We start from the raw sequence: 18,422 nt of genomic DNA, 5'->3' as shown, positions 1-18,422 counted from the left end.
GAACCCAAGGGTTGGCTGTCGGATGCATCCGAGCCAACCCTCGTACCTGTTCCTGCTTCAACCCCGCACCGGCGCGGGCAACGGTGAGGCGAGCAGACGGTTGTCCAGCAGGCCCAGGCCTTCCTGGAACAGCTGGTTGCTGCGCTCGGTGTCACCCAACTGGGCCAGCAGGCGTGCCAGTTCGGCACACGCCTCGGGGTTACGCTGCACCTGCAGGCTGCTTTCCAGATAGTCCCGCGCCTTGCCCCACAGACTGTTTTGCAGGCACAGGCGCCCGAGGGTCAACAGCAAGCTGGCATCACCGGGATGATCCTTGAGCCAGCCTTCGGCAAACTTCAACTGACGGGCCGGGTCACTGCCGCGCAACAGGCCATACAGGCGGATCAGGTGGCTGTCATACGCACGCTTGAGCGCGCCGCGCAGCACCTCTTCGGCCTTGGCATCGGCGCCCAGCTGGCGCAGTTGCTCGGCGTAGGCCAGCACTAACGGCGGCTCCTGGCGCTGGGCGGACGTCAGTTGCTGCCAGGCGCGCTCAAGCGCCTGCAACCCCGCTTCGCCCTGCTCTTCACGCTGGGCGGCCAGGCTCAGGTTTTCACCCCAGGCGCGGCGCTCCAGCTCGGCCAATTCGCCGGCCGGCAATACTTTGTCCTTGCGCAGCTCAGGCAACAGACGAATCACCGACGACCAATCGCCCCGCTGCTGATGCAAGCGTTGCAACTGGCGCAGCACCTGGGCGTTATGCGGATGACGCTCGTGCATGGCCTGCAAGGTGGTCAGCGCGCCGTCGGTGTCGCCACGGTCCGTCTGCAATTGCGCATGGCTCAAGGCAATCGCCAGTTCGGCCTGGGGCTGTCGCTCGAGGGCGCGCTCCAGCAGGCCGTCGCACTCTTCATATCGCCCTTGCTCGTTTGCCGCCCGGGCCGCGCCAAGGTAATACAGCAGCGGCTGGCGTTCGGCTTCGGCGGCACGATGCAGGTGGCGTTCGGCACTGGCCCAGCGGCCTTCGGCGAGGTCCATCTGGCCGTGCTCGATCGCGATCTGCACGCGACGGCTGCGGTTACGCCGCGACCATGGGTTGACCACGCCGCCCGAGGTGCTCAACAGGCTCAACAGCACACGAATCAGGTAGATCGCCAGGCCGATGACAAATACCGCCACCAGGGTAGCCCACAGGCTCGACTCGTAATGCAGCAGATGGGGATAGGTAATCAACACGTAGCCGGTGTGTTTCGAAATGCCCACGGCCAGCGCCAGGGCGACCGCGATCGCCAGCACCAGGATCACATAGAAACGCTTCATCGGCTCTACTCCTGGCTCGCCGGCGTGCCGGCCGAAGCTTTGGCTTCTTCGGCAGGCAAGTGACGACGTTCAAGGTATGCCTGCACGGCGGCCAGGCTGGCGGCCAGGTCCGGAGTCACGACCGAGACGGCCTTGGGCTCAAGCTCGGCGATACGCGCGAGCATCGCTTTGCTCTGCGGGTTGTCCTGGTTGAAGTTGTCCTGCAACACGCTGCGCGCTTCACCCAGCGAACGGCTGTACACCGCCGCCTCGCCATTGAGCGCAGCCCATTGCGCCTGCTCGAGGGCCAGGCTCAGGGCCAGGCGCACCTGGTTCAGGCCTTGGCCGGCGAGCAGTGGGCGAATGTTGTCATCGGGGTTGAAGTCGATGCGGAAGTAACGCGAGAGCTGCTCCCACCATTGGCTCAAGCGGTTTTCCGTATCGGTGGTCGGACGCCCATGGGATGTCGGCTCCTGAAGCTGGTACTCCGGCGCAATCGCCGCCAGTTGCACGACTTGATCGCGCAAGGCCGCCAATTGCAGGTAGAGCCCGGTACGGTCCGGTTGTTCGGTACTGCGCAACGCGGCAAGGCTCTTGGCCAATTGCTCGCGCGCGGCGTAGGAACCCGGATCGCTCTGCTCGCGAAGAATCTCGTCGGCGCCCTGGACCAGCGACTGCGCACTGTTGATGTCCTGCAGGGCAGACAAGCGCAGGCTCGCCAGACGAATCAAGTGTTCGGCTTCTGCCAGGCGCCAGTCCTTGCGGCTGGCCCCGAGCACGGTTTCCAGGCGCTGGCCCAAACGCTGCTGGTCGCCCTGCAACTGGGCCAGCAAGCGGCGGCGCTCCTCCAGCTCGTCCGCGCCCGGCAATTGCGCCAGGCGTGCAGCCAACTGTTGCTGGCTTTGCTTGAGGGTCTGGGACTGGTCGTCGAGGCTCTTTACCTGGCTCAGCTGTTGCTGGTTGCTGGCTTGCAGGGTGCGGACCTGCCAGATCCCCCACCCGCCGGCGGCAACGCCCGCAGCACCCAGCAGCAAGGCGACGATTGCCAGGCCATTGCCACGGCGCGGCGCAGTGACCGGTGTCTGGCCCGGCGCATCGAGCGCGGGCTGAGCTTCATCTTTAGGCAAGGCTGTTTCGCTCACGTATCCATCCTTTGCGTATCAGAGAGTGGGAACGGAATGGCTCCGTAACGCCACTAACAAAGCCGCGGCACTCGCGCCGCGACAATCCACAACTTTTTCTGCGCCAGCCGCCCGCGCCATCTCATAGACTCGCGGGCTGGGCACGAACAACGGCAGCCGGGCCACCTGTGGCCAATCCGAACCGGCCAGGGCCTGCAGGTGCAAAAAACCCTGCCCACTGCTGACCACCAGGCCGTTCAAGCGTTCCAACTGGATGCGCTGCATCAGTACACCCGGGTCGTAGGCCGGAAGGAAACGGCGATACAACTCCAGATAGTCGACACTAGCACCTTGCTCGCGCAAACGCTCCGCCAGCAGCTCTCGCCCGCCCTCGCCGCGCAGGATCAGCACCCGCGCATCGGTGCGCGCAATGGCCTCGCGCAAGGCGGGCAAGGCCAGCAAGGCCTCGCTGTCGTCGCCGCTGGGCGGATAATGAACGTCCAGGCCCTGATCGGCCAGTACCTGGGCGGTGGCGGCACCCACGCTGAACCACGGCAACCGCGGCCAGTGTCGCTCCAGGCGTTGCACGCCAAGGCGCGCCGCCGGTTTGCTGACCACAATTACCGCGCAATAGCGGCCCAGGTCAGCCCAGACCGCCTGCTGCTCAGGCGTGACCGGCAAGGCTTCGATCTCCAGCAACGGCAGGCTGCTGCTGAAAATCCCGACATCCGACAACGACGCCGCCAACAGCGCAGACTCCTCGGCAGGCCGCGTCAGCAGCACACGCCAATCGGTCACTGCGGGCCGGCCTCGCCGTAGACTTTTTGCAGGATGGCACCGGCGCCCTGGTCCAGCAGCTCTTCGGCGACCTGGATCCCCAGCGCCGTCGCATCACGCTGCGGCCCGCGCACTTGCGCGGTGATCAAGTTGCCGCCTTCCGGGTCGCCCACCAGGCCACGCAACCACAGGTTTTCGCCTTCGAGCACCGCATAGCAGGCGATCGGCACCTGGCAGCCACCATTGAGGTGTTTGTTCAGGGCACGTTCGGCGGTGACACGGACGTCGGTGTCGTGGTGGTCGAGCGGTTTGAGCAAGGCGTGGATTTCACTGTCGGCGGTGCGACATTCGATGCCCACTGCGCCCTGCCCGCCGGCAGGCAAGCTGTCTTCGACGCTGATGACCGAGGTGATGCGGTCTTCGAAGCCGAGCCGGATCAAACCGGCCGCCGCGAGGATGATCGCGTCATATTCACCGGCATCGAGCTTGGCCAGACGCGTGTTGACGTTGCCGCGCAGGAAGCGGATCTGCAGATCCGGGCGACGCGTCAGCAACTGGGCCTGACGACGCAGGCTGGAAGTGCCGACGATGCTGCCCAACGGCAGCTCATCCAAGGACGCGTAGGTATTGGACACAAAGGCATCGCGCGGGTCTTCGCGCTCGCAGATGCAAAACAGGCCCAGGCCTTCGGGGAAGTCCATGGGCACGTCTTTCATCGAATGCACGGCGATGTCGGCTTCGTTTTCCAGCAGCGCGGTTTCCAGTTCCTTGACGAACAAACCCTTGCCGCCGATCTTCGACAGCGGCGAGTCGAGCAGCTTGTCGCCGCGACTGACCATGGGCACCAGGGATACCTGGAGCCCAGGGTGGGCCTGCTCGAGACGTGCTTTGACGTATTCGGCCTGCCACAAGGCCAGGGCGCTTTTACGGGTGGCGATGCGGATTTCGCGAGAGGACATGGATCAATCCGTACTGAATAGATACGGCAGATAATAACAGCTCAGGCAAATTCGCTTTGATTTGAATCAGCAAGTGCGGGGCCTCCCTGGCCACAGCGCACCGGGATCACGACGATAGAGCGCGCTGCAGCCCTTGGACTAAAGCTGCTGCATCATCTTGCGCACGCCGGCGACATGGCGGCGGCTGACGATCAAAGCATCGCCGTTAAGCCCTTTCAGGAACAACTGAAAGTGCCCCAGGGGCGTGCGTTGCAGGCGCTCGATGCGCTCGCGGGCCACCAGCGCGTTGCGGTGGATACGCACGAAACGGTCGCCGAATTCATCCTCAAGGGCCTTGAGCGGCTCATCGAGCAGCACTTCGCCAGACTCGTGACGCAGGGTCACGTACTTGTGATCGGCGATGAAGTAGATCACCTGGCTCAGCGGGATCAGCTCGATACCCTTACGGGTGCGCGCGCTGATATGGCTGCGCGGCCCGTTACCGCTTTGGGCGGCGGGCTGGGTCAGGGCGGCGAGCTGGACGCGATTGGGGCGCTCGGCTTTTTTCAACGCCTTGAGCAACACCTCGGCAGTCACCGGCTTGGCCAGGAAGCTGACACCGCTGGCTTCCAGGGTTTCGGCAGGGAATTCTTCCTCGGCGGCACACAACACCACGGCCGGCGGCGATTCGCGCTCGCTCAGGCGGGCGGCGACTTGCAGGCCATCCAGGCCCGGCATGCGGATGTCGAGCAGCACCACATCCGGCTTGAGGCTGTCGATCAACGTCAACGCCTCCTCACCCGTGCTGGCGCTCGGTTCAAGGACTGTATAACCCTCGAGTTCGCTGAGCAGACGGCTCAGTCGCTCGCGGGCTTGGGGTTCGTCATCAACGATCAGGACATTCATATTGCGCTGGATTCCTGCGTGAGTCTCGCACAAGGATAGCGTAGACAGGTGCGGTGACTTGCGTCACAGCGATCCACGCTAAGACTAGCGCGAGCGGCAAAAAGTGCCCTGAGAGTGGCACTCATATTTATCCGGACCTGTTCAATAGCGCCCAAAACCTGCCGCCCTTGGGCATCGTCGTAGGGTTTGCTGATACACAATCCGAATACCCCCCTTGTTTAATGGTAGTCAGGGTTATGACCGCATCACCTGACTTTGGTGCATTCACACACTACTCAGTCCAACTGTAGACGCTCGCCGAGACGACATTGCTCATTCGTCAAATATCGTTTCAATAAGCACCTCTGCCCAGTCTCTTCCCGGACGCGGTCGGCGGCAAGGCACTTAGCCATGCTTGGCACAAATAAAATGCCGACCACCCGCAGCACCGCCTCCACGGGCAACCCTGTTATTATCGTCGGCACACCTCCACGCCTCTTTTAAGCAGATCACGAGCGAATCCATGAGCACCGACAAGACCAACCAGTCCTGGGGCGGCCGCTTCAGTGAACCCGTCGACGCCTTCGTCGCCCGCTTCACCGCCTCCGTCACCTTCGACCAGCGCCTGTACCGCCACGACATCATGGGCTCGATCGCCCACGCCACGATGCTGGCCAAGGTCGGCGTGCTGACCGACGCCGAGCGCGACAGCATCATCGACGGCCTGACCACCATCCGCGGTGAGATCGAAGCCGGCACGTTCGACTGGCGCGTCGACCTGGAAGACGTGCACATGAACATCGAAGCCCGCCTCACCGATCGCATCGGCGTGACCGGCAAGAAACTGCACACCGGGCGCAGCCGTAACGACCAGGTGGCCACCGATATCCGCCTGTGGCTGCGTGACGAAATCGACCTGATCCTGGCCGAAATCACCCGCCTGCAAAAAGGTTTGCTGGAACAGGCCGAGCGTGAATCGGACACCATCATGCCCGGCTTCACCCACCTGCAGACCGCACAGCCGGTAACCTTCGGCCACCACCTGCTGGCCTGGTTCGAAATGCTCAGCCGCGACTACGAGCGCCTGGTGGACTGCCGCAAGCGCGCCAACCGCATGCCGTTGGGCAGCGCCGCGCTGGCGGGCACCACCTACCCGATCGACCGCGAGTACACCGCACAACTGCTGGGTTTTGACGCCGTGGGCGGCAACTCCCTGGACGGCGTGTCGGACCGCGACTTCGCCATCGAATTCTGCGCCGCCGCCAGTATCGCGATGATGCACCTGTCGCGCTTCTCCGAAGAACTGGTGCTATGGACCAGCGCGCAATTCCAGTTCATCGACCTGCCCGACCGCTTCTGCACCGGCAGCTCGATCATGCCGCAAAAGAAAAACCCCGACGTGCCGGAGCTGGTACGTGGCAAGAGCGGCCGCGTATTCGGCGCGCTGATGGGCCTGCTGACCCTGATGAAAGGCCAACCCCTGGCCTACAACAAGGACAACCAGGAAGACAAGGAACCGCTGTTCGACGCCGCCGACACCCTGCGCGATTCGCTGCGTGCCTTTGCCGACATGATCCCGGCGATCAAGCCCAAGCACGCGATCATGCGTGAAGCGGCGCTACGTGGGTTCTCCACCGCGACCGACCTGGCGGACTACCTTGTGCGCCGTGGCCTGCCGTTCCGCGACTGCCACGAAATCGTCGGCCATGCCGTGAAGTACGGCGTGGAAAGCGGCAAGGACCTGGCGGAAATGAGCCTGGAAGAACTGCGCCAGTTCAGCGACCAGATCGAGCAGGACGTGTTTGCCGTGCTGACCCTGGAAGGTTCGGTGAATGCGCGCAACCACGTGGGCGGTACCGCGCCGGCCCAGGTCAAGGCCGCCGTCGTGCGCGGTCAGGTCCTGCTCGCCAGCCGCTAGGTCGAAAATGTGGGAGGGGGCTTGCTCCCTCCCACATTGATCACTTCTTCGCCGCCACCATCGCCATGAACGCCGGCATCGCCGCTTCCCTGTCCGCCGCCACCTTCAGGGCGTTAGGCATGGCGTGCAAACGCTCCAGCAATGCCTTGGCCGTCGGCAATTCAGCCAACAGGTCCAGGCCGAACAGCTTCTCGGCCACGCCGCAGGCGAGGTTCAGGCTGTACATGAAATACAGATCGGCAATCGTAAAGCTCTCCCCCGCAACGTAAGGCGCGAACTTGCCGTGCCGACCTAACGTCCCCACCCCCAGCAGCAACTCGACCCGGGCTTTGTCCTTGATCGCCTCCGGCACCGGCATGCCGAAATACGCTTCGGCGAAACACGCGCGGGCGGGCAGCTCGATGTACAGCTCGATTTCCCTGCACAATGTCAGCACCTGAGCGCGCTGAAACGGTTCGGCCGGCAGCAGCGAGGGGCCTTCCTGGGTTTGCTCGATGTATTCGAGGATCACGCTGGTTTCGTTGATAAAGCCCTGTTTGACACCCAGCACCGGCACCTTGCCCCGTGGGCTGATCGCCAGGGCGGCGGGTGTTTGCCCGGCAAAAAAAGGCACCTCTTCGAATGCCAGGCCTTTCTCCAAGAGCGCTAGCTTGACCATGTTGTAGTAATTGCTGACCGAAAATCCGTAGAGCTTGAGCATCGCAAAGCCTCCAGGCCATGTGCGGGGTTGGCTGCATGAGTTATAGATCCGCCCGACCAACCTGGCTAGCAGCATCACCTGCCTGAATGGGGGTAGACTGGCGCCCTTTTCTTGAGGAGCCTGCCATGAGCGAGCCGACCGATATCGACAACGACGAAGAAGCGTTCACCGAAAGCACGCTGACCCAGGCCATCGAAAACCAGATCGAAAGCGACAATCCGCCCGCCGCCAAGGCCACGTTCAACAAGCTGACGCTGGTGGGTTACGAGCGCGAAGTGATTTTGAACATGATGGCCCATGTGCTGGCGGTGGAAATCGACAAGATGCTCGACGAAGACCGCGCCTTCGATACCCAATGGTATGAATCCGCCTTGCGCGCACTGCCCGAGCTGCCGCCTGAAAACGCCTGAAGCGAGCGCCCGTGTGGCCGGGAAGCCTGCTTCCTCGCCACAACACTGCGCCATATCAACAGCCGCGAGTTTCCCACTGGACAGCCCGCCAAAGTACGTTCACCTTAGGGCCTGCTAGCCTCTAACAAATTCTTAGAAAGTCTGGAGTCCCTATGTCGTATACCCCTGAGTTGGTTGCCGAACTGGAAATCCTTGCACTCTTCAACCTGGACAGCTCCCAGGAAGGTCTGAAAGTCCATCAGACTGCCGCACCGACTGCTATCGCCGCCGCCAAACGCCTGTTCGAGAAAAAACTGATCGACCAACCGGACGGCGGTTACCTGACCAGCCTTGGCCGGGACGCTGCAGAACAAGCCCAAACCCTGCTGACCATCCTGACCACCGCCGCAACCAAAGAAGCTGCCTGATTCCGGATACTGCCCATGGAGTCCGCCGCGGCGGATTCCGAGGGCATTGCCGCGAACCGGATAAAATTCTGACGCCAAAAACCGTTTCCCCTCTAAACCTCCTACGCTTCTGAATGTAAACTCCTACACGGCCGCCCATGTCGGGCCTTGCACGCCGCCGAGTTCGACATGACCCGCACCCATGAGATCCGCCCCGACCTGGACGAAGGCATCGACCGCAAGGTGCTGGCCCAACTGCGCGCGCGGTTCATGGCGCTTAACGAAGGGCGCATGGCCCGGGCCCTCGAAGGGCTGACGCCACGCCAGCAAAGCGTATTGACCCTGCTGCCGCTGTTTTTCCACGTCAATCACCCGCTGTTGCCCGGTTACGTGTCGGGCAGCACCCCGGCCGGGCTGTCGAATTTCGAACCCGACGCGCAGGCCCTGAGCGAAGCCCAGCGCCTGACCCGTTCGTTCTCCTACAAACCGCGCCACGGCAACCCGCCGCAGCCGATCCATGGCCTGTTCCTGATGGGCAGCCTCGGCACACTGGCCCAAGCCGACCAGAGCGACATGGACGTGTGGGTATGCCACGCCCCCGACCTGAGCGACAACGAACTGGTCGAGCTGCGCAAGAAATGCCAGTTACTGGAAGCCTGGGCCCAGAGCATGGGCGCCGAGGCGCACTTCTTCCTGATCGAGCCGAGCCGGTTTGTCTTGGGCGAACGCGACACGCAACTGAGCTCCGACGACTGCGGCACCACCCAGCATTATCTGTTGCTGGATGAGTTCTATCGCACCGCCATCTGGCTCGCCGGCCGCACACCGATCTGGTGGCTGGTGCCGGTGTATGAAGAAGTGCGCTACGCCGAGTTCACCCACACGCTGATTTCCAAACGCTTTATCCGCGCCGATGAAACCCTCGACCTCGGCCACCTGGCGCGCATCCCGCCCGGCGAATTCATTGGCGCCGGGCTGTGGCAATTGTTCAAGGGCATCGAATCGCCCTACAAGTCGCTGCTCAAGCTGCTGCTGACCGAGGTCTACGCCAGCGAGCACCCGAACGTGCAGTGCCTGAGCCTGCGCTTCAAACGGGCGGTGTTCGCCAACCGGATGGACCTGGACGAGCTGGACCCTTACGTCGTGGTCTACCGGCGCATCGAGGAATACCTCAACGCGCGCAACGAACCGGAACGCCTGGAACTGGTACGGCGCGCGCTGTACTTGAAGGTCAACCGCAAGCTCAGCGCCGGCCAGCGCACCGTCGGTTGGCAGCGCCTGTTGCTGGAACGCCTGGCCCATGAATGGGGTTGGGACCAGCGTCAACTGGCGCTGCTCGACAGCCGCAGCCAATGGAAAGTACGCCAGGTCGCCTCCGAGCGCCGCGCCCTGGTCAATGAGCTGAACTACAGCTATCGCTTTCTGACCCAGTTCGCCCGCACCGAACAAACCGTCAGCCTGATCAACAAGCGCGACCTCAATGTGCTTGGCCGTCGCTTGTACGCGGCGTTTGAACGCAAGGCCGGCAAGGTCGAATTCATCAACCCCGGCATCGCCCCGGACCTGGCCGAAGACACCCTGACCCTGGTGCAATCGGCCAACCGCAAGGAACCGGGCCAGCATCATTGGGGCCTGTACAACGGCAACCTCACCGCCCTGGAATCGGAGCACTTCGCGCCGATCAAGCGCAGCCGCGACCTGCTGGAAATGCTCACCTGGTGCCACCGCAACGGCGTGATCGACAGCAGCACGCGCCTGGCGCTGCACCCAGGCGTCAGCGACATGACCGAATTCGAACTGTTCAACCTGCTGGGCAGCCTGCAACAGACCATCGCCCTGCCCCTGGCCAGCGTCGATGAAGAGCGCCTGCTGCGCTCGGCGGTGCCGGAAGAAGTGCTGTTGCTGATCAACGTCGGCGTCGACCCGCTCAAGCACCATCGCGACCTGAACATCCTGATGACCACCGAGCGCACCGACTCCCTGAGTTACGCCGGCGTGCGCGAAAACCTGGTGCTGACCCTCGACCAGGTCACGCTCAACAGCTGGAACGAGGTGATGGTCAGCCGCTACGACGGTCCCCATGCCCTGCTCGACTGCCTGCGCGACTACCTCAACCAGTTGCCGTCGGACCACCTGCCACGCCTGCGGGTGCGCTGCTTCTGCCACAACCGCGCACAGTTCATTGCCCAGCGCGTGGAAGAAATCTTCGACACCGCGCAGAACCTGCTGCTGGGCCAGGGCAACCATCGCTACTTGCTGCAGGTGCAGCAGCACTATCACGTGATGGAGCTGATGCCCGGCCAGGCCACCCACGTCTCACTGGCGACCCAGGACGCGCTGATCGCCTACCTCAGCGAAGAACTGGCCAGCTACAGCCCGTTGCACTTGGACGCCATGGCCCTGGAAGACCACGACCTGGCGCTGCTGCTGCCGATGGGCATGGCCGAATGCGTGCAGGTGTTTTACCGGGTCAACGAAGGCTTCGCCGAGCTGTATGTGCTGGATGAGTTCAACGCGCTCTGGCAGCAACGCTTGCCGTTCCATGATGAACAGAGCCTGCTGGCGCCGTTGCAGCGTTTTCTGCAGTCGATCATCTATCGCCGGGACGCGCTGTCGCCCCTGGACCCGCAAGAACCGCTGGGCGCGGTGCAAACCTTGTATTACCAACTGTTGCCGTCGGGCAGCAATCGCGCACGCGGTATCGAGCCTCGGCCGGCCCCGCAAAACCCGGCCAACAAGCCGTTTTATGACGTGCAGGCGATTATCGGCAAGGCGGCGCCGGGCCAGGTGGGGATCACCCTGTACTGCAATCAGCGGGAGTTTTCCGAACTGGAGTTTGGCGACCAGCTGTTTGCAGTGGTCGCCCGGGAGATCGTCGGGCAGCGCCGCGAAACCGAGCGCTACCGCTGCTATATCACTGATCTGGATCTCTCGGGCCTGCTCGGCGACGTACAAAGCCCGAGCAATCTGTACCTGCGTTACAAGGCCGAGCTGGAACAGGCGCTCAATGACGCGCTGAAGCAGATTTAAAGCGAAAAGGCGCCGCCGTCTTTGGGCTGGCCTTCAACACTGAGCAGTTCGAGCTTGAGGGTCTTGCCGCCGGGTGCTGGCCAGTCGATGTGCTGGCCCACTTTCAGGCCGAGCAACGCGCTGCCCACCGGCGCCAGGATCGAAATCTTGCCCGCGTCGGCATTCGCATCCTTGGGGTAAACCAGGGTCAGGTGATAGTCCTTGCCGCTGCCTTGCTCGCGGCAATGCACGCTGGAGTTCATGGTCACGACGCTTGCAGGCACTTCATCGTGGCCAACCACTTCTTCGGCGCGGTCGAGTTCGTGCTGCAGGGCTTCTACACCTGGCGAATTCTCGCCGACACGGTCGATCAGTTGCTCAAGACGCTGCACGTCGAGACGGGTAAGAATGATGGAAGGTGCGGTCATGATTCAGGCAGACTCCTTTTTTCTGCACAAAAAAGCAAAACCCCGCCAGGAAAAGGCGGGGTTCTCACGGACCTCGATGAGTTGAGGTGTACCCGGACACTACCACAGCACCGCAAATAAACAAGACGGGCTCAAGGCCCGACTTTGCGCCGCTCGGCCTGGGCCACGATCACGCGTCGCCGCTGATCATCGGCGGAGCGCCATTCACGGATGTCTTCCACATGGCGAAAGCAGCCAAGGCAGACTTTTGCCTCGTCCAGCCGACACAAACTGATACAAGGTGATGGCACCGCCGGGCTGACATTACTGAACAACGGCTTGGGCGGACGCACGATTGCAGGCTGGCTCACCATCAATTCTCGTCGGGGTTCAGCTCATCGAAGCCGAGCTCGACACCGGCTTGTTCCTGAACCAGCCGCGCGAGCATTTCGCTGAGCAGCTCATCGCTGGTATCGCACTGCCAATTGCGGTCTTCTTCGTTGTAATCGAAGTGAAAACCACCGGAACGTGCCGCCAGCCACAGTTGGCGCAGCGGTTCCTGGCGACTGAAGATCAGTTGAGTGCCGTTCTCGAACTTGACGGTCAGCACCCCGGCCGAGCTTTCCAGGTCCACATCCAGGCCGCTGTCGTCGAAAATATCTTCCAGCGCGTTCTGGGTCGAATCCACCAGGTCGTGAAAACGGGCTTCGGTCAAACTCATTGCGGCAACCTCAAAAGTGTCTGGTTTTGCTCAAGCGCCGCACGATACGGACGCGCTCCGCCGATTGCAAAGGATACCGAGTTCATTACCGATGGCGGTAAGAAATATCCCTGACTAGCGTAGCCAGCTTCGCAGTTATGTCGGCAAACCCCCGCCGGACGGGTATTCCGGCGCATAGGCAAGCTGGCGGGTGGTCGGTATACTCGGGCGCAATTAATGCATATTCAAGGATTTCGCCATGAAGCGCCTGATCTCTTCCCTTGCTGCGCTCGTCGCGGTCGCTTGCCTCGTTAGTGCCTGTGGTCAAAAAGGCCCGCTGTATCTGCCCGATGACAGCAAAGACCCGAATGAACAGGCGCAATCGTCGCAAAAGCCTGCCAAAGCGCATAAGCACGACACTTACTAAGGGAACCCCATGGACGCTTTTAACTACCGGAACGGCGAGCTGTTCGCGGAAGGCGTGGCGCTGTCCGCAATTGCCGAGCGCTTTGGCACCCCGACCTATGTGTACTCGCGCGCGCATATCGAAGCCCAATATCGCTCTTTCACCGACCCGTTGAACGGCGTGCCGCACCTGGTGTGCTACGCGGTCAAGGCCAACTCCAACCTGGGCGTGCTCAATGTCCTGGCGCGTCTGGGCGCCGGTTTCGACATCGTCTCCCGCGGCGAGCTGGAACGTGTCCTGGCGGCTGGCGGCCAGGCTGACAAGATCGTCTTCTCCGGCGTCGGCAAGAGCCGCGAAGACATGCGCCGTGCCCTGGAAGTCGGCGTGCATTGCTTCAACGTCGAATCCACCGACGAGCTGGAGCGCCTGCAAGTGGTCGCCGCCGAGATGGGCGTTCGCGCGCCGATTTCCCTGCGCGTCAACCCGGACGTCGACGCTGGCACCCACCCGTACATTTCCACCGGTCTGAAAGAGAACAAGTTCGGCATCGCCATCGCCGACGCCGAGGACGTGTACATCCGCGCCGCCCAATTGCCGAACCTGGAAGTGCTGGGTGTCGACTGCCATATCGGCTCGCAACTGACCACCCTGCCGCCGTTCCTGGATGCCCTCGACCGTCTGCTGGCGCTGACCGACCGCCTCGGCGAGTGCGGCATCTACCTGCAGCACATCGACCTCGGTGGCGGCGTGGGCGTGCAGTACCGCGATGAAGAGCCACCGCTGATCGGCGACTACATCAAGGCCGTGCGCGAACGCCTGGAAGGCCGCGACCTGACGCTGATGTTCGAGCCGGGCCGCTACATCGTCGCCAATGCCGGCGTGCTGCTGACCCAGGTCGAGTACCTCAAGCACACCGAATACAAGGATTTCGCCATCGTCGATGCGGCGATGAACGACCTGATCCGCCCGGCGCTGTACCAGGCCTGGATGAATGTCACCGCCGTAACGCCTCGCGACAGCGCAGCGCGCGCCTATGACGTCGTCGGCCCGATCTGCGAAACCGGCGACTTCCTGGCCAAGGATCGTCAGTTGGCCCTGGAAGAAGGCGACCTGCTGGCCATTCATTCGGCCGGTGCCTACGGGTTTGTCATGAGTTCCAACTACAACACCCGCGGGCGTGCCGCCGAGGTGCTGGTGGACGGTGATCAAGCGTTTGAAGTGCGTCGCCGCGAGACGGTAGCCGAGTTGTATGCTGGCGAAAGCCTGCTGCCGGAGTAAGCCATGCTGCTGCGTTTTACCAAGATGCACGGGCTGGGCAATGACTTCATGGTCCTTGACCTGGTCAGCCAGCACGCGCACATCCTGCCCAAGCACGCCAAACAGTGGGGCGACCGTCATACCGGCATCGGCTTCGACCAGTTGCTGATCGTTGAGGCGCCGAGCAACCCGGAGGTGGATTTCCGTTACCGGATCTTCAACTCCGACGGTTCCGAAGTGGAACAGTGCGGCAACGGTGCGCGCTGCTTCGCCCGCTTTGTGCTGGACAAGCGCCTGACCGCCAAGCGGCAGATTCGCGTCGAGACCAAGAGCGGCGTGATCGAGCTGGATGTCCGCAGCGACGGCCAGATCAGCGTCAACATGGGCGCGCCACGCCTGGTGCCGGCGGATATTCCGTTCCAGGCTGCCGAGCAGGCCCCCAGTTATACCGTCGATGTGGACGGCCAGGCTGTCGAACTGGCGGCGGTGTCCATGGGCAACCCCCATGCGGTGCTGCGGGTCGACGACATCAATAATGCGCCGGTGCACGAGCTGGGGCCGAAGATCGAACATCACCCGCGCTTTCCGGCACGGGTCAATGTGGGCTTCCTGCAGGTGATCGACCGCTCCCGCGCGCAATTGCGCGTATGGGAACGCGGCGCCGGCGAAACCCAGGCCTGCGGCACCGGTGCTTGCGCCGCTGCCGTGGCCGCGATCAGCCAGGGGTGGATGGATTCGCCGCTGCTGATCGACCTGCCCGGCGGACGTTTGTCCATCGAATGGGCAGGCCCCGGCCACCCGGTGATGATGACCGGGCCGGCCACGCGCGTATACGAAGGACAGGTCCGTCTATGAGTGAGCCAAGCAAATGACCGATAAGCCTCAAGTACCCGCACAAGCATCCCCGAGCGAAAGTCTGGAGGCCGCTGCCGTCGCGGCGTACCTTGAGGCTAACCCGGACTTCTTCGTCGAACACGAAGAACTGCTGCCGGCCCTGCGCATCCCCCACCAGCGTGGCGACACCGTGTCGCTGGTGGAGCGGCAGATGAAGATCCTGCGCGAGCGCAACATCGAAATGCGCCATCGGCTCTCGCACTTGATGGACGTCGCCCGCGATAACGACCGCCTGTTCGACAAGACCCGTCGCCTGATTCTGACGCTGATGGACGCCACCAGCCTGGAAGAAACGGTGATCGCCGTGGAAGACAGCCTGCGCCAGGACTTCCAGGTGCCCTTCGTCAGCCTGATCCTGTTCAGCGACAACCCGATGCCGGTCGGGCGCTGGGTCAGCGGCGGCGAAGCGCAAACGGCGATCGGCGGCCTGCTTTCCGAAGGCAAGACCATCAGCGGCACCTTGCGCGAGCATGAACTGGACTTTTTGTTTGGCGCCGAGCAGCGCAAGCAGATCGGTTCGACCGCCGTGGTCGCCCTCAGCCATCAAGGCCTGCATGGGGTACTGGCCATCGCCAGCCGTGATCCTGCGCACTACAAAAGTTCGGTGGGCACGTTGTTCCTGACCTACATCGCCGAAGTGCTGGGCCGCGTATTACCGCGCTTCACCACCGCCCTGCGCGCGGTGCGCTGACCATGGAACGGCAACTGGACGCTTACTGCGCACACCTGCGCAGCGAGCGCCAGGTGTCGCCCCACACCCTGGAAGCCTACCGACGGGACTTGAACAAGGTCCTGGCCTACTGCGAAAAGCAGCAGATCCCCAGCTGGAAGGCCTTGGACATCCAGGGCCTGCGCAGCCTGATCGCGCGCCTGCACCAGCAGGGCCAATCCTCGCGCAGCCTGGCGCGCCTGCTGTCGGCGGTGCGCGGCCTGTATCACTACCTCAACCGCGAAGGCCTGTGCGACCACGACCCGGCCAATGGGCTGGCCCCGCCCAAGGGCGAGCGGCGGCTGCCCAAGACCCTCGACACCGACCGCGCCCTGCAATTGCTCGATGGCGCCGTCGAGGACGACTTCCTGGCCCATCGCGACCAGGCGATCCTGGAGCTGTTCTATTCTTCGGGCCTGCGCCTGTCGGAACTGACCGGACTGAACCTCGATCAGCTCGACCTCGCCGACGGCCTGGTGCAAGTGCTCGGCAAAGGCAGCAAGACCCGCGTGCTGCCGGTGGGCAGGAAGGCCCGGGAAGCGCTGCAACTGTGGCTGCCCCTGCGCGCACTGACCAACCCGGCGGACGACGCCGTATTCGTCAGCCAGCAGGGCCGGCGCCTGGGGCCGCGGGCGATTCAACTGCGGGTCAAGGCGGCCGGCGAGCGCGAGCTGGGGCAGAACCTGCATCCGCACATGCTGCGGCACTCGTTTGCCAGCCATTTGCTGGAGTCGTCCCAAGACCTGCGCGCGGTGCAGGAACTGCTCGGCCACTCTGATATCAAGACGACACAGATCTACACCCACCTGGACTTCCAACACCTGGCAACGGTGTACGACAGCGCCCATCCACGGGCCAAACGCATCAAGGGCGGCGACTCATGAGTATCAAGCTGATCACCTTCGACCTCGACGACACCCTCTGGGACAACGTCCCCGTCATCATCAGCGCCGAAGCGTCGATGCGCGAATGGCTGGCCACCCATGCCGCCAAGGTCGGCGAACTGCCCCTGGAACATTTCGCCAGCCTTCGCCAGCAGGTGCTGGAACGCCATCCCGAACTCAAGCACCGCATCAGCATGCTGCGCCACCGCGTACTGATGCACGCGTTTGAAGAGGCCGGTTATCCACAACCTGAAGCGACGGAAATGGCCGATGTGTGCTTTGAAGCGTTCATTCATGCGCGCCACCAACTCACCGTATTCCCCGAAGCCGAGCCGATGCTGCAAGCGCTGCGCAAACACTTCCTGCTGGGCGTGATCACCAACGGTAACGCTGACGTACAGCGCGTCGGGTTGGCGGACTACTTCCACTTCGCGTTGCGCGCCGAAGACATCGGCATCGCCAAGCCGGATGCACGGTTGTTTCAGGAAGCGCTGCAACGGGGCGGGGTGGACGCCAGCGCGGCGGTGCATATCGGCGATCATCCCGGTGACGACATCGCCGGAGCGCAACAGGCGGGGCTGCGTGCCGTGTGGTTCAACCCGACAGGCAAGGTCTGGGAAGGGGATAAACTCCCGGATGCGCAGATTCGCAGCCTGACGGAACTGCCTCCGCTGCTCAAAAGCTGGCAGTAAGTGGGAGGGGGCTTGCTTCCCCTATATTGGCAGGCGGTGAGCCGTAGGAATTTGTTTCAGGCATGAAAAAGCCCGCAGCGACGGCGGGCTTTTCCAGCAAGCCAGAAGCAGACCTCAGATAGGTCGGCTGCCGTACTTGTTATCCGGCTTCTTGGGTGGATCTGCCACCACGTTGGCCTCGACTTCCTGCACTTTGCCGCCTTTAGCGAGGAATTCCTCCATCGCACGGGCCAGCGCGTCGCGCTCTTTGTTCTTGGCTTCAACACTTGGCAGCTCATCGACCGAAACAGCGGCCTTGGCTTTGCCTTTGGCAGCCGGAACAGGAACGTCATCGCCACCGTCGTCGTCAGCAACGTCTTCCGCTGCCGCCTCAAGACCTTCTTCGGTGTCGTCTTCGTCGCCTACTTCCAGTTCGTCGTTTTCCAGATCATCGTCGCTCATGTTCTACCTCATGACTTGCGAAAAGCAGATTAGTTATAGCCCAGCTTCACCATCTGTCGAAGGTCGCCGGAAAAAAATCAACATCCACCGGATAACCAGTGGCTTATGCCCCATCACCGTGCAAAGTGGCGAGGACTTTACGAGCACCGCCATGATCACGGTGCTCGCCCAGATAAACACCTTGCCAAGTCCCCATCGCCAAGCGGCCGGCCTTGACCGGCAAACTCAGCTGGCAACCCAGGAGACTGGCCTTGAAGTGCGCCGGCAGATCGTCCGGGCCTTCGTCGTTGTGTTCGAACCCGGCTCGGCCTTGCGGCACCAGCGAGTTGAAAAAACGCTCGAAGTCACGACGAACCGCCGGATCGGCATTCTCGTTGATGGTCAACGAGGCCGAGGTATGCTGCAACCACAGATGCAACAGGCCCACGCGACACGCCTTCAATTCAGGCAAGCCGGCAAGCAACTCGTCGGTTACCAGGTGAAAGCCCCGGGGCTTGGCCCGTAGGGTAATCAGGGTCTGTTGCCACATACAGTTCTCCGCCCATCGGCGCGCATTCTAGCGCGCTCAGGGAAAAAACAAAGTGCCGAATACGCCTACATGCCTGTAAGA

General features: G+C 62.7%; 21 protein-coding genes. 10 read left to right on the top strand and 11 right to left on the bottom strand.

What is annotated here, in order from left to right:
* Nucleotides 1-57 precede the first annotated feature (57 nt).
* The 5 genes from C8K66_RS10845 to C8K66_RS10825 all read right to left on the bottom strand — a co-directional run bounded on the left by C8K66_RS10845 (nucleotide 58) and on the right by C8K66_RS10825 (nucleotide 5,020).
* Nucleotides 58-1,299: a heme biosynthesis protein HemY gene (locus C8K66_RS10845; RefSeq protein WP_017845157.1), complete on the bottom strand. Its 1,242-nt coding sequence runs from the start codon at nucleotides 1,297-1,299 to the stop codon at nucleotides 58-60.
* Nucleotides 1,300-1,304: 5 nt separating this feature from the next.
* Nucleotides 1,305-2,420 (bottom strand): uroporphyrinogen-III C-methyltransferase, encoded by a 1,116-nt coding sequence (locus C8K66_RS10840; RefSeq protein ID WP_046381672.1) that lies wholly within the window; start codon nucleotides 2,418-2,420, stop codon nucleotides 1,305-1,307.
* 18 nt (nucleotides 2,421-2,438) lie between these two features.
* Nucleotides 2,439-3,197, bottom strand: coding sequence for a uroporphyrinogen-III synthase (locus C8K66_RS10835; RefSeq protein WP_057004003.1), 759 nt, complete (start codon nucleotides 3,195-3,197; stop codon nucleotides 2,439-2,441).
* Complete coding sequence (gene hemC / locus C8K66_RS10830; protein ID WP_017845160.1) at nucleotides 3,194-4,135, bottom strand: hydroxymethylbilane synthase; 942 nt, start codon at nucleotides 4,133-4,135, stop codon at nucleotides 3,194-3,196. The genes C8K66_RS10835 and hemC overlap by 4 nt, the downstream gene beginning before the upstream one ends.
* Before the next feature lie 138 nt (nucleotides 4,136-4,273).
* Complete coding sequence (locus C8K66_RS10825) at nucleotides 4,274-5,020, bottom strand: LytTR family DNA-binding domain-containing protein (RefSeq protein ID WP_046381670.1); 747 nt, start codon at nucleotides 5,018-5,020, stop codon at nucleotides 4,274-4,276.
* 502 nt (nucleotides 5,021-5,522) lie between these two features.
* Here C8K66_RS10825 and argH point away from each other — a divergent pair.
* Nucleotides 5,523-6,917, top strand: coding sequence for an argininosuccinate lyase (argH, locus tag C8K66_RS10820; protein ID WP_046381669.1), 1,395 nt, complete (start codon nucleotides 5,523-5,525; stop codon nucleotides 6,915-6,917).
* Between the two features lie 40 nt (nucleotides 6,918-6,957).
* Here argH and C8K66_RS10815 read toward each other — a convergent pair whose 3' ends face one another.
* Nucleotides 6,958-7,617, bottom strand: a complete 660-nt coding sequence (locus tag C8K66_RS10815) for a glutathione S-transferase family protein (protein WP_057004004.1) — start codon at nucleotides 7,615-7,617, stop codon at nucleotides 6,958-6,960.
* Between the two features lie 125 nt (nucleotides 7,618-7,742).
* On the opposite strand from C8K66_RS10815, the gene C8K66_RS10810 reads away from it, so the two are divergent.
* The 3 genes from C8K66_RS10810 to C8K66_RS10800 all read left to right on the top strand — a co-directional run bounded on the left by C8K66_RS10810 (nucleotide 7,743) and on the right by C8K66_RS10800 (nucleotide 11,443).
* Nucleotides 7,743-8,027 (top strand): hypothetical protein, encoded by a 285-nt coding sequence (locus C8K66_RS10810; RefSeq protein ID WP_108524820.1) that lies wholly within the window; start codon nucleotides 7,743-7,745, stop codon nucleotides 8,025-8,027.
* Nucleotides 8,028-8,179: 152 nt separating this feature from the next.
* Nucleotides 8,180-8,434 (top strand): TIGR02647 family protein, encoded by a 255-nt coding sequence (locus C8K66_RS10805; RefSeq protein WP_017845165.1) that lies wholly within the window; start codon nucleotides 8,180-8,182, stop codon nucleotides 8,432-8,434.
* Between the two features lie 168 nt (nucleotides 8,435-8,602).
* The gene (locus C8K66_RS10800; RefSeq protein WP_108524978.1) at nucleotides 8,603-11,443 is read left to right on the top strand and encodes a class I adenylate cyclase; all 2,841 of its coding nucleotides are present in this window, start codon (nucleotides 8,603-8,605) and stop codon (nucleotides 11,441-11,443) included.
* Here the strand turns inward: C8K66_RS10800 and rnk are convergent.
* The 3 genes from rnk to cyaY all read right to left on the bottom strand — a co-directional run bounded on the left by rnk (nucleotide 11,440) and on the right by cyaY (nucleotide 12,550).
* Nucleotides 11,440-11,850 carry a nucleoside diphosphate kinase regulator gene (rnk, locus tag C8K66_RS10795; RefSeq protein WP_017845167.1) on the bottom strand — a complete coding sequence of 137 codons (411 nt, stop codon included), beginning with the start codon at nucleotides 11,848-11,850 and terminating at the stop codon, nucleotides 11,440-11,442. The two genes, C8K66_RS10800 and rnk, sit on opposite strands and share 4 nt — an antisense overlap.
* A 131-nt stretch (nucleotides 11,851-11,981) precedes the next feature.
* On the bottom strand, nucleotides 11,982-12,200 hold the full coding sequence (locus C8K66_RS10790; RefSeq protein ID WP_026139803.1) for a DUF1289 domain-containing protein: 219 nt from the start codon (nucleotides 12,198-12,200) through the stop codon (nucleotides 11,982-11,984).
* A 2-nt stretch (nucleotides 12,201-12,202) separates the two neighbouring features.
* Nucleotides 12,203-12,550 (bottom strand): iron donor protein CyaY, encoded by a 348-nt coding sequence (gene cyaY / locus C8K66_RS10785; protein WP_017845168.1) that lies wholly within the window; start codon nucleotides 12,548-12,550, stop codon nucleotides 12,203-12,205.
* Nucleotides 12,551-12,788: 238 nt separating this feature from the next.
* On the opposite strand from cyaY, the gene C8K66_RS10780 reads away from it, so the two are divergent.
* From C8K66_RS10780 to C8K66_RS10755, 6 genes are read left to right on the top strand one after another with little or no spacing between them, the layout of a single operon-like run.
* Nucleotides 12,789-12,956, top strand: coding sequence for a lipoprotein (locus C8K66_RS10780; protein ID WP_017845169.1), 168 nt, complete (start codon nucleotides 12,789-12,791; stop codon nucleotides 12,954-12,956).
* 9 nt (nucleotides 12,957-12,965) lie between these two features.
* Nucleotides 12,966-14,213, top strand: coding sequence for a diaminopimelate decarboxylase (gene lysA, locus C8K66_RS10775; RefSeq protein WP_017845170.1), 1,248 nt, complete (start codon nucleotides 12,966-12,968; stop codon nucleotides 14,211-14,213).
* Nucleotides 14,214-14,216: 3 nt separating this feature from the next.
* A complete protein-coding gene (dapF, locus tag C8K66_RS10770; protein WP_108524818.1) occupies nucleotides 14,217-15,047 on the top strand; it encodes a diaminopimelate epimerase in 831 nt (276 codons plus the stop codon).
* Between the two features lie 13 nt (nucleotides 15,048-15,060).
* Entirely contained in the window at nucleotides 15,061-15,777 is a 717-nt protein-coding gene (locus C8K66_RS10765; RefSeq protein ID WP_017845172.1) for a DUF484 family protein, read from the top strand.
* 2 nt (nucleotides 15,778-15,779) lie between these two features.
* A complete protein-coding gene (gene xerC, locus C8K66_RS10760) occupies nucleotides 15,780-16,679 on the top strand; it encodes a tyrosine recombinase XerC (RefSeq protein ID WP_046381665.1) in 900 nt (299 codons plus the stop codon).
* Nucleotides 16,676-17,371: an HAD family hydrolase gene (locus C8K66_RS10755; protein ID WP_017845174.1), complete on the top strand. Its 696-nt coding sequence runs from the start codon at nucleotides 16,676-16,678 to the stop codon at nucleotides 17,369-17,371. The genes xerC and C8K66_RS10755 overlap by 4 nt, the downstream gene beginning before the upstream one ends.
* 114 nt (nucleotides 17,372-17,485) lie before the next feature.
* On the opposite strand, the gene sutA is transcribed toward C8K66_RS10755, so the two are convergent.
* Nucleotides 17,486-17,812, bottom strand: coding sequence for a transcriptional regulator SutA (gene sutA / locus C8K66_RS10750; protein ID WP_017845175.1), 327 nt, complete (start codon nucleotides 17,810-17,812; stop codon nucleotides 17,486-17,488).
* Between the two features lie 103 nt (nucleotides 17,813-17,915).
* Nucleotides 17,916-18,341: a secondary thiamine-phosphate synthase enzyme YjbQ gene (locus C8K66_RS10745; protein WP_017845176.1), complete on the bottom strand. Its 426-nt coding sequence runs from the start codon at nucleotides 18,339-18,341 to the stop codon at nucleotides 17,916-17,918.
* Nucleotides 18,342-18,422 lie beyond the last annotated feature (81 nt).

The sequence above is a fragment of the Pseudomonas sp. GV105 genome (assembly GCF_003058185.1).
GTDB lineage: Bacteria > Pseudomonadota > Gammaproteobacteria > Pseudomonadales > Pseudomonadaceae > Aquipseudomonas > Aquipseudomonas veronii.
The sequence above is the reverse complement of the archived record's forward strand: the minus strand, read 5'-3'. Positions and strand labels throughout refer to the sequence as shown.

Excerpts from the sequence above, each read along its gene's own strand:
- C8K66_RS10845 (WP_017845157.1), bottom strand. The coding sequence starts at position 1,299 with ATGAAGCGTTTCTATGTGATCCTGGTGCTGGCGATCGCGGTCGCCCTG.
- hemC (WP_017845160.1), bottom strand. The coding sequence starts at position 4,135 with ATGTCCTCTCGCGAAATCCGCATCGCCACCCGTAAAAGCGCCCTGGCC.
- C8K66_RS10825 (WP_046381670.1), bottom strand. The coding sequence starts at position 5,020 with ATGAATGTCCTGATCGTTGATGACGAACCCCAAGCCCGCGAGCGACTG.
- argH (WP_046381669.1), top strand. The coding sequence starts at position 5,523 with ATGAGCACCGACAAGACCAACCAGTCCTGGGGCGGCCGCTTCAGTGAA.
- C8K66_RS10815 (WP_057004004.1), bottom strand. The coding sequence starts at position 7,617 with ATGCTCAAGCTCTACGGATTTTCGGTCAGCAATTACTACAACATGGTC.
- C8K66_RS10810 (WP_108524820.1), top strand. The coding sequence starts at position 7,743 with ATGAGCGAGCCGACCGATATCGACAACGACGAAGAAGCGTTCACCGAA.
- C8K66_RS10805 (WP_017845165.1), top strand. The coding sequence starts at position 8,180 with ATGTCGTATACCCCTGAGTTGGTTGCCGAACTGGAAATCCTTGCACTC.
- C8K66_RS10800 (WP_108524978.1), top strand. The coding sequence starts at position 8,603 with ATGACCCGCACCCATGAGATCCGCCCCGACCTGGACGAAGGCATCGAC.
- rnk (WP_017845167.1), bottom strand. The coding sequence starts at position 11,850 with ATGACCGCACCTTCCATCATTCTTACCCGTCTCGACGTGCAGCGTCTT.
- cyaY (WP_017845168.1), bottom strand. The coding sequence starts at position 12,550 with ATGAGTTTGACCGAAGCCCGTTTTCACGACCTGGTGGATTCGACCCAG.
- C8K66_RS10780 (WP_017845169.1), top strand. The coding sequence starts at position 12,789 with ATGAAGCGCCTGATCTCTTCCCTTGCTGCGCTCGTCGCGGTCGCTTGC.
- lysA (WP_017845170.1), top strand. The coding sequence starts at position 12,966 with ATGGACGCTTTTAACTACCGGAACGGCGAGCTGTTCGCGGAAGGCGTG.
- dapF (WP_108524818.1), top strand. The coding sequence starts at position 14,217 with ATGCTGCTGCGTTTTACCAAGATGCACGGGCTGGGCAATGACTTCATG.
- C8K66_RS10765 (WP_017845172.1), top strand. The coding sequence starts at position 15,061 with ATGACCGATAAGCCTCAAGTACCCGCACAAGCATCCCCGAGCGAAAGT.
- xerC (WP_046381665.1), top strand. The coding sequence starts at position 15,780 with ATGGAACGGCAACTGGACGCTTACTGCGCACACCTGCGCAGCGAGCGC.
- C8K66_RS10755 (WP_017845174.1), top strand. The coding sequence starts at position 16,676 with ATGAGTATCAAGCTGATCACCTTCGACCTCGACGACACCCTCTGGGAC.
- sutA (WP_017845175.1), bottom strand. The coding sequence starts at position 17,812 with ATGAGCGACGATGATCTGGAAAACGACGAACTGGAAGTAGGCGACGAA.
- C8K66_RS10745 (WP_017845176.1), bottom strand. The coding sequence starts at position 18,341 with ATGTGGCAACAGACCCTGATTACCCTACGGGCCAAGCCCCGGGGCTTT.